Genomic DNA, 15082 nt, shown 5'->3' on the forward strand with positions numbered 1-15082 from the left:
CGATATATACAGCAGTGCTTAAAGTCGGTCGAGTCAGGGGCGCAGGTGGTTGCTGTGCGCCAGCCGATGCAACAGGGGCAATACAGCAGCCCAGATCAGCGCCAGTGTTAGCAGCGTTGTGGCGGTGCCGTAGGGCAGGGCGACGCCGGCCAGTTGTGCGCCGGCGTAGTAGGACAGCGGTGCGCTGGTCGCCCCCAGTAGGCTGGCGCGCCACCAGGGTTGGGCGGTCCAGGCCAGGGAGTGGCACAGGGTGCTGGCCAACAAGGGCCAGAGCAAGGCCAGCCACAGCGGCACCAACAGGCGCGGTTGGCCGAAGTCGAACACACCGAGGTGCAGCAGAGCGCTGTCGAGGGTGACGCCGATCAGCAGACTGCCGAGCAGCAGCTTGCCTTCGGCGGCCCAGCTGCTCAGCCAGCCGATGTGTAGGCCGAGCACCAGCAAGGGCACCAGCAATAACCAGGGGTGCTCTGGGCTGAATACGCAGGCGAACCAGCCGAGCTGAAACAGCGCGGCATTCGCCAGTAACGTCGCGGCCCGCCCTTTAGGCATCGAAGCGGCCGAGCAGCGGTGTGCCATGGGCCGCGGGTTTGGTTAGCAGCAGTTGCGCGGTGCCGATGCTGCGCTCGATAAAGCCGCCTTCGCAGTAGCACAGGTAGAACTCCCACAGCCGGTAGAAGTATTCGTCGTAGCCCAAGTCTTCGAGCTTGTGTCGCGCGGCGCTGAGGTTGTCGTGCCAGTGGCGCAGGGTGCGGGCGTAGTGCTGGCCGAAGTCTTCCATGTGGTGCAGGGTCATGTCGGTGTCGCGGCTGACGATTTCCAGCATCTTGCTCACCGACGGCAGGGCGCCGCCGGGGAAGATGTAGCGCTGGATAAAATCGACACTGTTTTTTGCCTGCTCGTAACGCTGGTCGCGGATGGTGATGGCCTGCAGCAGCATCAGCCCGTGGGGCTTGAGCAGCTTGGCGCAGTGCTTGAAGTAGGTGGGCAGGAAACGGTGGCCCACCGCCTCGATCATCTCGATCGACACCAGCTTGTCGTACTGACCGTCGAGGTCGCGGTAGTCCTCCAGCAGCAGCGTGATGCGCTCTTGCAGGCCCTGGGCCTCGATGCGCTTTTGCGTGTAGGCAAACTGTTCCTGCGACAGGGTCGCGGTGGTCACGCGGCAGCCATAGTGGCTGGCGGCGTAGATGGCCATGCTGCCCCAGCCGGTGCCGATTTCCAGCAGGTGATCACCAGGTTGCAGGTCGAGCTTCTGGCAGATGCGTTCGAGCTTGTTCAGCTGCGCTTGCTCCAGGCTGTCCTCGGCGCGCAGGAACTGGGCGGCGGAGTACATCATGGTTGGGTCGAGTAGGTGCTCGAACATCTGGTTGCCGAGGTCGTAGTGGGCGGCAATGTTCTTGCGCGAGCCTTGCCGGGTGTTGCGATTGAGCCAGTGCAGCCCCTGGATCAGCGGCCGACCGAGTTGTGCCAGCCCACGCTCCATGGCGTCCAGCACCTCAAGGTTGCTGACGAACAGGCGAATCACCGCAGTCAGGTCCGGGGTCTGCCAGTAGCCGTGGATATAGGCTTCGCCGGCGCCTATCGAACCGTTGCCGGCCACCAGGCTCCAGAAGGCGCTATCCAGTACGTCGATCTCGGCGTGCAGCAGAGCGCCGGCCTGGCCAAACACCAGGCGTTCATCACCGTCGCGGACCACCAGTTGGCCATGGCGCAACCGCCCGAGCTGGCGCAGCACGGCGCGGCGCAGCAGGCTGGCACCGATGCCGTTGCCGCTGCGGACCCAGGTTTTGGCTGCACTGAGGCTAGAGCTTTTCATCTGCGACATCCTTCTCTGTCGGGTGGGCGACGCGCCAGGCGCCTTCGGCTGGTAGGTGGGAGTAAATGGGTATGCGTTTCAGCAACAGGCGCAGGGCCTGCCAATAGATGGCCAGCACGGTCTTGCCGGTCATCCAGGGAAAACTCAGCAGGTGCCGGTGCAGGCTGCTGCGGTTGAGTGGCTGGCGCTGCAGGCTAAGGCTGGCGTCGAACAGCTTTTCCGCGCCCTGCCAGTCGGCCATGTGTACACCCAGGCGTTCGCCGGGTTGGCTGAAGCTCATGTGGTATTCAAGGTCGCGGGGCAGGAATGGTGAGACATGAAAGGCCTTGGCCACGGCGACGTGTTGTTGTCCTGTACCGCTGGCCGGCAGCACATAGTGGTAACGCTCGTGCCAGGGCGTGTTGCTGACTTCGCAGAGAATGGCCACGAGGCGCTCGTCGGCATCAAAGCAATAAAAGAAGCTCGCCGGATTGAATGCCAGGCCCCAACTGCGTGGTTGGGTCAGCAGGCGTACGGCGCCGCTGGGGGGCTGGCCGAGGGCTGCTGCGACTTGCTGGCGCACGGCATCAATCAGGCGCATGCCAGCGCCAGTGAACGCTGGCAAGTAGTCGCTTTCGCGGAAACCGAAAGGCGCCCAGCGGCTGCGTCCGGCCAGGGGCGACAGGCCGAGTACGGCGTCCTGTTCGTCCAGGTCGAGGTAGAGCAAGCCCATGCGGTAGCGGAAGTCGTGGGCCCGCGGCGCAAAGCGCCGATGGCCGACCCAGCCGCTGTACAAGGCGCTGTTCATGCCAGCGCCTCGCCAAACGCACGGGCCACGCGCAGGCCGCTGACCACGCCGTCTTCGTGAAAACCGTTGGCCCAGTAAGCACCGCAGAAGTAACTGTGATTGGCACCGAGCAGTTCTTCCCAGCGCGCCTGTGCAGCAACCCCGGCCAGGCTGTATTGCGGATGGGCGTAGGTGTAGCGGGCGAGAATTTTGCTCGGATCAATCGCCGCGGTTTGGTTGAGGCTGACGCAGAAGGTGGTGTCGCTCTGCAGCCCCTGGAGGATGTTCATGTTGTAGGTCAGCGCCGCTGGTTGGCTGGTCGGCCCGCCCAGGCGGTAGTTCCAGCTGGCCCAGGCCAGGGGCCGTTTGGGCAACAGGCGAGTGTCGGTGTGCAGCACCACGTCGTTGTCGGCATAGGGCAGGGTGCCGAGTATTTGCTGTTCGGTTGCGCTCGGTTCGGCCAGCAGTTGCAGCGCCTGGTCGCTGTGGCAGGCGAACACCACCTTGTCGAAACGTTCGCTGCCCGCGGCGCTGTAAAGGGTGACACCAGTGGCGTCACGCTCGACCCGCTGTACCGGGCATTGCAGGCGGATGCGTTCGGCAAACGAGGCGCTTAGCGGTGTCACGTAACTGCTGGAGCCACCCTTGATCACCTGCCACTGCGGACGGTCGGTGACGGACAGCAGGCCGTGGTTCTTGAAGAAACGCAGGAAGAACTGCAGGGGGAAATTCAGCATGTCGGCCAGCGACATCGACCAGATCGCCGCGCCCATCGGCACGATGTAGTGCTGGATAAAACGCTCGCCATAACCGCGCTGCTGCAGGTAGCTGCCCAGGCTCAGGTCGCTGGCGATGCGCTGCTGCTGTAAGTCATCCACGGCCTCGCGATTGAAGCGCAGGATGTCGCGCAGCATGCCCCAGAACGGTGGCGAGAGTAGGTTGCGGCGTTGGGCGAAGAGGCTGTTGAGGGTGTTGCCGTTGTATTCCACGCCACTGGCCGGGTCACATACCGAGAAGCTCATTTCGGTGGGCTGGTAGGTGACGCCGAGCTGGTTGAGCAGTTCGATGAAGTTCGGGTAGGTCCAGTCGTTGAATACGATAAAACCGGTGTCGATGGCGTAGTGGCGGCCGTCCACCTGCACGTCCACCGTGTGGGTGTGGCCGCCGACCCAATCACTGGCCTCGAACACGCTGATGTCGTGCTGGCGGTTAAGCAGGTAGGCCGTGGTGAGGCCGCTGATGCCACTGCCGATGATGGCGATTTTCATACTGAGTCCTTGGCGTTTGGGCGCGCCATGCGTGTACCAATCGCCACTTGCAGGCGTTTGGGCAGGTGGGCAAGCAACCACAAGATGGCGATAAAAGGACCGGGGAAGGCGATTTCGTAAGGTCGTTTGTGCAGGCGTGCAGCGATGTTCCGCGCGGCCTTGTCGGCCGACCAGCGCAGCGGCATGGGGAAGTCGTTTTTCTGCGTCAGCGGCGTGTCGACAAAGCCCGGACTGACCAGGGTGACGTCGATGCCCTCGGCGGTCAGGTCGATGCGCAGGGCTTCGAGCAGATAGCGCAGACCGGCTTTCGAGGCGCCATAAGCTTCGGCCCGCGGCAGCGGCAGATAGGTGACCGAGCTGCCAATGCCGACCAGGTGCGGCTGATGACCGGCGCGTAACAGCGGCAGGGCGACTTCGATGCAGTAACTGGCGGACAGCAGGTTGGCGCGCAGCACGCGCTCGACCATGGCGGCCTGAAAGTCGACCACCTCGACGTACTCGCAGGTGCCGGCATTGAGGATCAGCGTGTCCAGGGCGCCCCAGTGCAGAGCGATGCGCTGGCCGATGGCGCGCACCTGCTGGCTGTCGCCCAAGTCGCCGGGCACCACCAGCACCTGCTCCGGGTAGCGCGCGGCCAAGGCCTGCAGCGGCTCCACAGTGCGGGCGCTAACGGCCAGGCGATGTCCGGCTTGCAGCAGCTGTTCGGCCAGGGCCGCGCCGATGCCGCTGCTGGCGCCGGTCAGCCAGATGCGCCGCGATGGGCCGTTCATGCCAGCCGCCGTTTTAGCCAACGAATCAGTGAGCCCAGCACCGGCAGGTGTTCATACAGCAGGGCGCCCGCGTCGAAGTAGTCGCGGTGGCGATGCACTTTGCCGTCGCTCCACAGCAGGTGCGAGCAGCCTTCGACGCGGATCAGTTGGCCGGCGGCCAGGCGTGGATGGCGGTAGCTCATGGTCCAGCGCAGGTAACCTTCACCTTCGCTGACTTGATCAAAGCCGTAGAAGTCGAAGCGCAGCTCGCTGACATTGGCGTACATCTGGGCAAAGTAGCGCTGCAGGTTGGCCAGCCCGCGCACTTCATGCAGTGGATCGCAGAACAGCGCATCGCGGCTGTAGAGCTGCTCCAGGCGCTCAAGGTTGTTCTTGTTCAGCCCGGCGAAGGCCTGGGCGAAGTCATGCAGGAAGGCGCTCATGGGCCATCAGCCTCGAGTGTGCTCAGGTGCGGCAGGCACTTGAAGGCGGCTAGGGCACGGGTGCGGCTCTTGCCGAGGTCGACAATTGGCCGTGGGTAATCAATGCCGCCGAACAAACCGCCACCCAAGTGCGCCGTGGTGTGCGGGTTGTGGATGTCTTTTTTGTTCAGGCCTACCAGCTCAGGCAGCCAGTGACGGATAAAACGTCCGTCTGTGTCGAATTTGGCCGATTGGCTCAGCGGGTTGAAGATGCGGAAGTACGGTGCCGAATCAGTGCCGGTGGAGGAGCTCCACTGCCAGCCGCCGTTGTTGGCGGCCAGGTCGCCATCCACTAGGTGCTGCATAAAGAAGCGTTCACCTTCGCGCCAGTCGATCAGCAGGTTCTTGGTTAGGAACATCGCCACCACCATGCGCAGGCGGTTGTGCATCCAGCCGGTGGCGACCAGTTGGCGCATCGCCGCATCAATGATCGGCAGGCCAGTGCGGCCCTCTTGCCAGGCAGCGAGATCGGCCGGTGCATGGCGCCAAGCCACCGCATCGGTTTCAAGGCGGAAAGCGCGACCCATCGATACGCGTGGGTAGCCCACCAGAATATGTTTGTAGAACTCGCGCCATAGCAGTTCGTTGATCCAGCAGACCACGCCCGGATTGCCACTGTCGAATTCGCCGCGGTTGATCTCAAGCGCGGCATGCAGGCATTGGCGCGGTGAAATCACCCCAGCGGCGAGGTAACTCGACAACTGGCTGGTACCGGGCACCGCCGGGAAGTCGCGGCGCTGGTCGTACCACTCCATCTGCTCGGCGGCGAAGGCCTGCAGCCGCCGTTGCGCCTCGGCTTCTCCTGCGGGCCAGTAGTGTTGCAGGCTGGCACTGGGCGTGGGAAAGCCGTCGACCTGGGTCGGTAGTTCGTCGCTGACAATGGGCAGCGGTGCTTGCGCCGCCGGCAGTGGCAGGCAGCGCGGCAGGGCGATTTGCAGGCGGCGGTAACAGACCTTGCGAAACTGGCTGTACACCTGGAAGTAGGTGCCCGACTGAGTCAGCAGGCTGCCGGGCTGGAAAAACAGCTGGTCCAGGTGACCCTTGAACGCCACACCCTGTTGCGCCAGCAGGCTGGCGCAGGCTTCGTCGCGGCGGCTTTCATGCACGCCGTATTCGTCGTTGACCTGCACTGCGGCAATGTCATGTGCCTGGCAGAGATGTGCCAGCACCTGGGGGGCTTCGCTCCAGGTATCGGCTTTGGCGATCAGCAGTGGCACATTTAGTTGCTGTAGTTGCTGTTGCAGATGCGCCAGGTTGCGCAGCCAGAAATCCACCTTAGCTGGCGCATCATTGTGGGCTTGCCATTCGCCGGGGCTGAGCAGAAACAGCGCCACCGTCGGGCCCGCCGCCATGGCGGCGGCGAGGGCGCTGTTGTCGTGCACGCGCAGGTCGGTGCGAAACCACATCAGTTGGCGCATGCAGGCTCCAGGGTCAGGGTGTAATGGTTCATATGGCGTTACGCAGGCTCAGCACTTCCGGGTGTGGTTGCAGGTAAACCTGGCGCTCGATGTAGTGGTCTGGATGACGGCGGAAGTGGTGCTTGAGCAAGGTCAACGGCACCACCAGCGGCACGATACCGTTGCGGTACTGGCTGATTAGTTGGTTCATCTCGGCTTTGTCTTCGCGGCTCAGGGCCTGTTTAAGGTAGCCGCTAATGTGCTGCAGGACATTGCTGTGGGTGCCGCGGGTGGCGCACTTCTTCAAGGCCGCCATCAGTGCGCTGAAGTAGCGCGGCGCCAGCTCACCGAGGTCGTACTGGCTAAGGTTGCCCAGCAGTTGGCCGAGGGCTTTGTACTGAAGCGGGTTGGTGGCCAGCAGCTGGTATTTATAGCGCGAGTGGAAGTCGAGCAGGCTCTGCCGGGTCAGGCCGCTGCGCAGCAGCTCCTGCCAGCGCGCGTAGGCATACACGCGGGTAAGGAAGTTCTCACGCAGTACTGGGTCGTTGAGGCGGCCGTCTTCCTCTACCGGCAAGTCCGGGTGGCGGGCACAAAATGCCTTAGCAAAAATCCCGTGGCTGCCGCCTGGGGTAGGCGCACCGTTGGCCTGGTAAAGCTTGACCCGTTCCATCCCGCAAGACGGCGATTGCTGCATAAAGATGTAGCCGCAGATGCCCTGCAATTCGCCAGCCATGCGTTCGCCGTAGGCGGCCAGCGCGTCGGTTACGTCAATCTCGCGGTGAATGGTACCGACCGCACGGGGAGCTGCCGGGTCGCCAATCAGGCGAATCGGTTCGCGCGGCGTACCCAGGCCGATGGCCACCTCCGGGCACACCGGAATGAACTCAAAGTGTTCGCTAAGTACCCGACTGCACAGGTTCGACTGCTTGTGACCGCCGTTGTAGCGCACTTCGTTGCCCAACAGACAGGCGCTGATGCCCAGTTTGAGGGTCTCGGTTGCTGGTTTGGTAGCAGTCATGGCACACCTCTAAGCAGGATGTCGAACGCAGGAATCTGCATTGCGGCCTTGGGTAGATGATAGGCATATTGTTGTACAGTCGCAAATAGATTGTACAGGTATTGTATTGCTAGGCTTTGCCATCGCTCAGGCGGTCGGGGCAGTGAGCGCCGCCGGACGGGCGCTTGTGGTTGAAAAGTGCGGGCGCTGGCCTCACGCTTTAAGGTTAGTCGCCTGTGTGCAGGCCCAAGCGGCTTGTCGAAGGCGTGATCGGACTCCGCTTGGTGCGCCCGATCCGTGTCACTTACCTTGCAGGAACCCCCATGGACGCCGCCAAACCCGCTCTAATCCGCGAAACCTTCCCCGTTGGACCTTTGCAGTGCAACTGCACCATCATTGGCGACCCTGTTACCAAGAAGGCCATCGTGGTCGATCCAGGTGGTAACCCCGAGTTGATCATGGCGCGCCTGGATGCCCATGGCCTCAAGGTGGTGAGCATCATTCACACCCATGCTCACCTGGATCACTTCCTCGCCTCCGGGCAGATGAAGGAGCGCACGGGGGCGACCCTGCACCTGCATAAGGATGATCAGTTCCTCTGGGACAACCTGGAGATGCAGTGCGGTATGTTCGGCGTGCCCTACACGCCGGTGCCGGCGCCGGATCAGTGGCTGAGCGATGATCAGGCGCTGGATTGCGGCTGTGGCGTGGCGTTGCACACGCCGGGGCATACGCCAGGTTCAATGAGCTTCTGGTTTCCCGAGGCCAAGTTGCTGATCGCCGGCGATACCTTGTTCCGTGGCGGTATTGGTCGTACCGATTTGTGGGGCGGCGATTACTCGACCATTGAGCGCTCGATCAAACAGCGCCTGTACACCCTGGATGAAGACGCCACGGTGGTCACTGGCCACGGCCCGGATACCCGCCTAGGCGACGAGATGCGCAGCAATCCGTATGTGCGTGCCTGAACGCGGAATTTTCCCGGGCGCTTGTGCTCTAATTCGCACGGCCGATGATGGCTGACCCCTACGTTGAGGAGTTGCATTGATGTTTAAGCCCAGTCGCCTGTTGATTGCTGCCAGCACCGCCGTTTTGCTGGCGGGTTGCGCGTCGCAGAATCCCTATGACAATCAGCCGCCGAGCAGTAACAAGACCGCCAAATACGGTGGCCTTGGGGCGTTGGCAGGTGCGGCGGCTGGCGCCTTGATCAGTCATGACAATCGCGGCAAGGGGGCGTTGATTGGCGCAGCCATCGGTGGTGCCAGTGGCGCCGGCTATGGCTATTACGCGGACAAGCAGGAAGCCGAGCTACGCCAGAGCATGCAAGGCACGGGTGTGGAAGTGCAGCGCCAGGGCGACCAGATCAAACTGATCATGCCGGGCAACATCACGTTCGCCACTGACTCGTCTGAAATTGTCAGCAACTTCTATGCGCCGCTGAACAACCTCGCCAGTTCGTTCAAGCAGTTCAATCAGAACAGCATTGAAATCGTCGGCTTTACCGACAGCACCGGCAGTCGCCAGTACAACATGGACCTGTCGCAGCGCCGGGCGCAGAGCGTGGCTACGTATCTGACCGCCCAGGGTGTGGATGGCACACGTCTGTCGACCCGTGGCGCCGGCCCGGATCAGCCGATTGCCAGCAATGCCACCGCCGATGGCCGCGCGCAGAACCGCCGCGTCGAGGTCAACTTGCGACCTTTGCCGGGCCAGCCGCAGCAGTAAGTGGCTGCGCTGTACAGGAGCCCGCCATTTGGCGGGCTTTTTATTGCCTGGATAAACCCGTAATCGGTTGGGCTGACGTGCCCCAGTGCAGCAGGCACAGTGCTGCGCATCACAAAAAGCGCCGTCACAGCGGCCGGGGAGCGGGTTATGCGTGTAGGTCTGGTAGTCGATGCAACCTGCGATTTACCTGAGGAGTGGCTGCGCGCGCACGGTGTGCGGGTGTTGCCCATCGTGCTGCGAGTGGGGGAGCAGCGGCTGATTGATCAGCGCGAGGCGCAGGCCACTCAGGTGTTCTATCAGCAGCAATTGTCGAGTGTAGGTGCCCTTGATCACAGCGAGTCGTTGCCGGTGGCAGAGCTGCAGCAATGGTTGCTGGATGAGCTGGTGAATGAGTTCGACTATCTGCTGTGCCTGACGGTGGCCAGCCAGCGCAGCCAGATCTTCGAGCATGCTACCCAGGCCTCCTTTGGCCTGTTGCAGCATTACCGGGCGCGCCGCGCCGAGGCTGGCTTGAGTGGGCCGTTCGCCATGCGGGTGATCGACAGCAAAAGTGTCTTCGCCGGCGTGGCAGTGCTGGCGGCCGAGGGCATGCGTCTGATTGCCGACGGTGCGCACCCGAATGCCGTGCGTGTGCGCCTGGAACAATTGGCCCTGCAGACGTGCACCTTTATTGTCGCTGACGACCTTGCTCATCTGCGCCAGCGGGGGTTTCAGAAGGGCGATCGCAGCGGCTTGCTCGATAAAGTGCGAGGTGCGGCGTTGGGCTTGGGTTCGTTGCTCGATGTGAAACCGGTGCTCAGCATCCAAAGCGGCGACGATAAACCGGTGGCGCTGGCACCGAGTTTCGACAAGGCGGCGCAAAAGTTGTTTGCGCATGCTGTCGGGCGGGTGGAGGCCGCTGAATTGTTGGCGCCACACCTGTGCCTGAGTTATGCCGGCGACTTGTCGGTAGTGCGAGACTTGCCTGGCTTTGCCGAATTGGAGCAGGTGTGTCAGGCGCGCGGGGTGGCTTTGCACCTGGCAATGCTGAGTGCTACCGGGGCGATCAACATAGGTCGCGGAGCCCTCAGCCTGGCCTACGCGGCTGCGCCCAAGGCATTTGCCTAAGCGGGTTTATGGTTGGCGTTGGCAGGCATTGCACAGGTGGGTTTCGAGGCGTTGACTGATGCTCGCCCAGCTTTGCCGGCTGGCGTGCTGGCGGGCATTGAGGCGGATTCTGCGCAGGGTTTCGGGTTCTTCCAGCAGCCACACCGCCGCCGCGCTGAAACTGTCAGGGTCTTCGCTCATGGCCAAAACACCGTTATGGCCATGACGCAGGTGTTGGGCGGCGGCGCCCTGGTCAAAGGCGACCACGCCCAGGCCGGACGCCAGGGTTTCCAGCAGTAAGCGGTCGTCATCATCGACCAGCAAAAACACATCCCCTGAGGCGTAATGGCTGGCCAGGTTTACCCCGTGGGCGGCCTCACTCAAGTAGGCGTCGGGCAGCTGTGCGGCCATGGCGGCGTTGGCGTTGAGGACGACCAGGCGCATGCGGCGCCGTGGGTAACGAGTGTTGAGTGCCTGCCAGCTGCGCTGCAGCAGTTTGAGCTGCTGGTCGTTGTTCGGTGCGCGACAGAGCACGGCAACATCGGCCTCGCCCAGGCCCCAGTCACTGCGTAATGCCTGCCTGCGTTGACGCGGGTGGAACAGCAGGCTGTCGACGCCGTCGGTTAGCAATTGCAAGTGGGCAAAGCCGTTACGTTGCAACGCATGCAGCTGGTTACTGGTGGGCACTAGCGTGAGCTGGGCGCGGTTGTGAAACCAGCGCAAGTAGTGCTGAAGCAGGCGGTTGAAGGGCGCCAGCAAGTGACTGGGGGGGAAGCTGTCCGTGGGGCTGGTCAGGCTGCTGACAACGGGAATGTTCAGCCGTGTGCCCACGCGCAAGGCCGCAAGACCGAGTGGGCCGGGGCTGGCGATGTACAGCACGTCAGGGCGCCGGCGTTGCCAGTGGCGCAACAATTTGGCCTGCATGGACACGCCCCATTGCCAGCCTGGTAAGCCGGGCAGCGGCCAGCCGCGGGTTAGCAGCAGGCGCTCATCACTGTGGCGACCTTGATCGTCTGCCTGGCGTGGGCGTACCAGTTGCAAGTGGTGACCGCGGGCATTCAGGCCGGCGCACAGGTGGGCCAGGCTCTGGGGCAGGTCGTTGACGACGGGAAGGACAGTTTCGCTGATCAGGGCGATTAATAGGGGGGCTGTGTTCATGGTGACAGTCTCGACTGTCACCATGTAGCAACTGTGACACTGGCGTGGCGAAACCGTGACGGTGTTTGCCAGAGACGCTGCTCGCTAGGTTTTCACCAGGCTTGAGGCGCCGTCTTCACGCACCCAGAACAGTGTGGCACCGGCCACGGCGGCGGGCATCATCAGGATGTTGACGAAGGGAATCAGCAGCGCCACATAGGTGATGCCGCCAAACCCCAGGCTCTGCCAGCGCTTGGCCCGTAGCCAGGCGAGCATGTCGTCCCAGCTGACCTTGTTGTTGTCGCAGGGGTAGTCGATATATTGCACGGCCATCATCCATACGCCGAACAGCAGCCACAGCGGTGTGGCGATCAGGTTCAGGCCGGGAATCAGCGAGAGGATCAACAGGCCGATGGCGCGCGGTAGGAAGTAGCTGAGCTTGCGCAGTTCACGCTTGAGGGTGCGCGGCACCATGGCCAATAGCTCGTTCCAGCTGAACGGCGGGAAGGTGTCCTCACCGCGTACCACCACCTCGACCTTTTCCGCGAGAAAGCCGTTGAAGGGCGCGGCAATGATGTTGGCCAGCAGGGTGAAGGTGAAGAACACCATCAGCAGGAGCAGCACGACGAACAGCGGCCAGAGCAGGAAGTCGAGAAAGCTCAGCCAGCCTGGCAGGCTGCCCATGAGGCTGTCGAGCCAGCCGCTGAACTGGCGCACAGCGAAACCGATCAAGGCGACGAAGAGGATCAGGTTGATGGTCAGGGGCAGTAGCACGAAGAGGCGCAGGCCGGGGCTAAGTACCAGCTTCAGCCCAGCGCTGAGGTACTGCGAGCCAGAGAGTGCGGGAACGGACATGGGAGGCTTTCCGAGGTTGTGATGCGGGCGACCTTAACGGCTTTACGTCGGAGTGGAAAGCTCGGGCGGGGTGTACAGGCAGGCGCGATTGCGTTGCTGTTTGGCTTCATACATGGCGATATCGGCGGCCTTGATCAGGCTTTCGGCTTGTTTGGCATGCTGCGGGAACAGGGCGATGCCGATACTTGGCGTAACAAAATCAATCACCAGGCGGTCATCAATAAAGGGCTGTCCCAGGCTTCTGAGCAAGCGCTCGGCGAGTTTCATGGCGGACTCGGGGTCGGCGTCAGTGAGCAGCACGGTGAACTCGTCGCCGCCCAGGCGATAGACGTGGTCGGGTTGGCGCAAGCTGCTTTGCAGGCGTTGGGCGATGGAGATCAGCAGGGCGTCGCCAATGTCGTGGCCGTATTGGTCGTTGACCTGCTTGAAGCGGTCGAGGTCGATGTACAGCAGTGCCAGAGAGCGCTCTTGACGCAGCATCAGGTCGAGGCTGCGTTGCAACTCTTCGCTGAAGGCTTTGCGGTTGCCCAGGCCCGTGAGTGGGTCGCGATAGGCCATGTCGATCAGTTTGTTCTGGTAGGCCATCTGCTCACTGGTGTCGCGCAGGATGCCGCGGCAGCCGGCAATCTGACCCTGGCGGTCATGGAACAGGGTCAGGCGGGTTTCGAAGTGACCAACACTGCCGTCGCGACGCTTGAAGGGCGCGGCAAACTGGTTGTCTGAGCTGTTTTGCAGCACGCGCTCGACCAGCGAGCGGGCGCGAGGGATGTCCTCTTCGGCCAGGGCTTCTTTGTACGAGCGGCCAAGCATTTCGGCGCGGCTGTAGCCGAGCATCTGCTCCAGGGCTCGGTTGAGGGTGGTGATCTTGCCGTGGAGGTCCAGCTCGAAGAAGCCGTCGTTGATCGAGTCGAGAATCAGCTGATCACGGGACTCGCTTTGCATAAAGCGTTCGAACATCAAATTGAGGGCATTGGCCAGTTGCCCCAACTCATCGTTGCGGCTGTCTTCCAGGCGCGGTAGTGGGTTTTCCGGGCCTACTTTGGCCACTTCACGGTGGATATATTGCAAGCGGCGCAGGATCCAGAACTCCAGGCACAGGTAAATCATCACAGTGGCCCCTGCGCCAACGGCCACGGCTTGCATCAGAAAAAACCAGATGGCTTGTCGGCCTTCCTGAAAGAGGCGGCGGTCTTTGTCGATGTGCAGGGTTAAGGAGGGTTCCTTGAGGTCGTTGGCCAGAAGCAGCTCAACTTGCTGGCGATTCTCCTGCAGGTCGCGGGGGCTGATGGACAGCCTGCTGAGACTGTCTGGCTGGATCGGCAGTGGCAGCCATTGCGAGGTATTGAGTGGGCTATCGGCCAACCGTAGGTCGCCGTCTACCAGTTGTTGCAAACTCTTGAAACGCTGGCGGTCGAGAAAGTGTCCGGCCACGATGTTGCCAGCCGGGGGGGCGGTGCTCTGGTTATTACTGATCGGGCTTACCACCAGGAGCAGAGGGGTGCCTTGCACCAGCAACAGTTGCCCGCGGCCTGATACCCCGGGGCTGGCTTGGTCTAGCTGGATCAGGCGGCGGCCCAGTTTCAGGACGGCTTGGCGCAGGCTGTCGTAGTTGGTTGGACGCTGCTCGTTGCTGCTGAGCATTTCACTCAGGTCCGGCGGCAGCCATTGCTCGGTAACCACCTGTTGTTGGTTGTCTAGGAACACCATGAAGTCGAAGTTGAGCAGTGCCAGGGACTGTTCATCGAGATTGCTGCGGGCAAAGTCAGGCCGGTTTCCCAGCATGAATTCGTAGCTGTCATCCCAGCTGGAATAGGTGCTGACCAGGTCGAGATTGTTTTTCAGCATATAGTTCAGGGCGCTGCGAAGCCGCTCGGCGTCATTGAGCAGTAAGGCGCGGTCCTGATGGTCAAAGCGGCTTAGGAGGATGCGTTCGGATAGCCAGAAGGCGCTGAGCAGGGTCAGCAGCAGGAGCGGTACGAATAACCAGAACAAGCGTTTGCGTAAGGTCATGCCGTCGGCTTCGTTGGGGGCGTGGGTCAGGCCATTATAGCAAGACTCAACTGTGCCACCGCCGGCATAAGGTGTTGCAGGCTTATACCCAGGTATTCAGCGACAGATTGTGAGCGCTCAGACGGATGAACTGTTCGCTGGCCTTCATCAGCAGGGCGTCGCGGTCGACAGTCAACTCGTGGCTGGGCTTGCCTTCAGCTTCGCAGCGGTAGGTGGACTGATTGGCGGACTGACGCAAGCACTGGTAGCGCTGGCTGCGGGCTTCGACTCGCAAACTCAGCAGGTCGATGTGCGCCACCTGCAGTTGCTCGCTTTGCCCGATTTCCAGCGCACAGCGTTGCAGGGCAGGGGTGTGGGTGAAGGGCGAGGAGGAGAACATCACGTGCTGGCATTCACCCAGGTCAGGGCGTAGTTGGCCGTCAAGGAACCAGCGGCCGCGGATGTCGCGCTGCAAGGTGAGGCTTTGCGGACCGTGGTTATCGACCTTCAGCCACAGGCGGCGGAAGCGCCAGCGTGGATCGCAGGTGAGTACGTAGGTGGCGGCGATGCTATGGCCTTTGAGGTTCTGGATCAGGTGACTGCTGGCATTGATGCCATTGTTGTCGCGATCCAGGCGCAGGCTTTCGACGCCGGGGGTGTGCCAGGGTTTCCAAACCAGGTTGTGTTGCATCCGTGCGACTCCTTGTCCTGCGCGGTGAGCTCTTTGCCAGGCGATAACCAGGGCGTTTCAGGGCTCAGGATAGGGAGTTTCCAAAGGCGCGTCTGTCAGCCTTTGCCGACAGTTGCGCAGTTAT

At 62.2% G+C, this 15082-nt stretch carries 15 protein-coding genes; 3 read left to right on the forward strand and 12 right to left on the reverse strand.

Annotation, left to right across the window (positions count from 1 at the left end):
* Positions 1-33: 33 nt before the first annotated feature.
* From AC56DI_RS18755 to AC56DI_RS18790, 8 genes are read right to left on the reverse strand one after another with little or no spacing between them, the layout of a single operon-like run.
* Complete coding sequence (locus AC56DI_RS18755) at positions 34-549, reverse strand: DUF2878 domain-containing protein (protein ID WP_496347472.1); 516 nt, start codon at positions 547-549, stop codon at positions 34-36.
* Entirely contained in the window at positions 542-1816 is a 1275-nt protein-coding gene (locus AC56DI_RS18760) for a class I SAM-dependent methyltransferase (protein WP_496347473.1), read from the reverse strand. The genes AC56DI_RS18755 and AC56DI_RS18760 overlap by 8 nt, the downstream gene beginning before the upstream one ends.
* Positions 1803-2603, reverse strand: coding sequence for a DUF1365 domain-containing protein (locus AC56DI_RS18765; protein WP_496347474.1), 801 nt, complete (start codon positions 2601-2603; stop codon positions 1803-1805). Before AC56DI_RS18765 ends, AC56DI_RS18760 begins: the two co-directional genes overlap by 14 nt.
* Positions 2600-3850, reverse strand: a complete 1251-nt coding sequence (locus AC56DI_RS18770; RefSeq protein ID WP_496347475.1) for an NAD(P)/FAD-dependent oxidoreductase — start codon at positions 3848-3850, stop codon at positions 2600-2602. Before AC56DI_RS18770 ends, AC56DI_RS18765 begins: the two co-directional genes overlap by 4 nt.
* Positions 3847-4620 carry an SDR family NAD(P)-dependent oxidoreductase gene (locus tag AC56DI_RS18775; RefSeq protein WP_496347476.1) on the reverse strand — a complete coding sequence of 258 codons (774 nt, stop codon included), beginning with the start codon at positions 4618-4620 and terminating at the stop codon, positions 3847-3849. The genes AC56DI_RS18770 and AC56DI_RS18775 overlap by 4 nt, the downstream gene beginning before the upstream one ends.
* Positions 4617-5042, reverse strand: coding sequence for a nuclear transport factor 2 family protein (locus AC56DI_RS18780; protein ID WP_496347477.1), 426 nt, complete (start codon positions 5040-5042; stop codon positions 4617-4619). Before AC56DI_RS18780 ends, AC56DI_RS18775 begins: the two co-directional genes overlap by 4 nt.
* A complete protein-coding gene (gene phrB / locus AC56DI_RS18785; protein WP_496347478.1) occupies positions 5039-6499 on the reverse strand; it encodes a deoxyribodipyrimidine photo-lyase in 1461 nt (486 codons plus the stop codon). Before phrB ends, AC56DI_RS18780 begins: the two co-directional genes overlap by 4 nt.
* Before the next feature lie 28 nt (positions 6500-6527).
* On the reverse strand, positions 6528-7496 hold the full coding sequence (locus AC56DI_RS18790) for a YbgA family protein (RefSeq protein WP_496347479.1): 969 nt from the start codon (positions 7494-7496) through the stop codon (positions 6528-6530).
* A 302-nt stretch (positions 7497-7798) separates the two neighbouring features.
* On the opposite strand from AC56DI_RS18790, the gene AC56DI_RS18795 reads away from it, so the two are divergent.
* The 3 genes from AC56DI_RS18795 to AC56DI_RS18805 all read left to right on the forward strand — a co-directional run bounded on the left by AC56DI_RS18795 (position 7799) and on the right by AC56DI_RS18805 (position 10307).
* Positions 7799-8443, forward strand: a complete 645-nt coding sequence (locus AC56DI_RS18795; protein WP_496347480.1) for an MBL fold metallo-hydrolase — start codon at positions 7799-7801, stop codon at positions 8441-8443.
* Positions 8444-8522: 79 nt separating this feature from the next.
* Entirely contained in the window at positions 8523-9200 is a 678-nt protein-coding gene (locus AC56DI_RS18800; protein ID WP_496347481.1) for a YiaD family glycine zipper/OmpA-like lipoprotein, read from the forward strand.
* Between the two features lie 147 nt (positions 9201-9347).
* Positions 9348-10307, forward strand: a complete 960-nt coding sequence (locus AC56DI_RS18805; protein WP_496347482.1) for a DegV family protein — start codon at positions 9348-9350, stop codon at positions 10305-10307.
* A gap of 6 nt (positions 10308-10313) precedes the next feature.
* Here the strand turns inward: AC56DI_RS18805 and AC56DI_RS18810 are convergent, their stop codons facing one another.
* The 4 genes from AC56DI_RS18810 to AC56DI_RS18825 all read right to left on the reverse strand — a co-directional run bounded on the left by AC56DI_RS18810 (position 10314) and on the right by AC56DI_RS18825 (position 14958).
* Complete coding sequence (locus AC56DI_RS18810) at positions 10314-11468, reverse strand: glycosyltransferase (RefSeq protein ID WP_496347483.1); 1155 nt, start codon at positions 11466-11468, stop codon at positions 10314-10316.
* A 60-nt stretch (positions 11469-11528) separates the two neighbouring features.
* Entirely contained in the window at positions 11529-12278 is a 750-nt protein-coding gene (cysZ, locus tag AC56DI_RS18815) for a sulfate transporter CysZ (RefSeq protein WP_496347484.1), read from the reverse strand.
* 42 nt (positions 12279-12320) lie between these two features.
* Positions 12321-14288: a sensor domain-containing diguanylate cyclase gene (locus AC56DI_RS18820; RefSeq protein WP_496347485.1), complete on the reverse strand. Its 1968-nt coding sequence runs from the start codon at positions 14286-14288 to the stop codon at positions 12321-12323.
* A gap of 82 nt (positions 14289-14370) precedes the next feature.
* Positions 14371-14958 carry a putative glycolipid-binding domain-containing protein gene (locus AC56DI_RS18825; RefSeq protein WP_496347486.1) on the reverse strand — a complete coding sequence of 196 codons (588 nt, stop codon included), beginning with the start codon at positions 14956-14958 and terminating at the stop codon, positions 14371-14373.
* Between the last annotated feature and the right edge of the window lie 124 nt (positions 14959-15082).

Source organism: Pseudomonas sp. BGA-UO-ETr-WB11 (assembly GCF_059567785.1).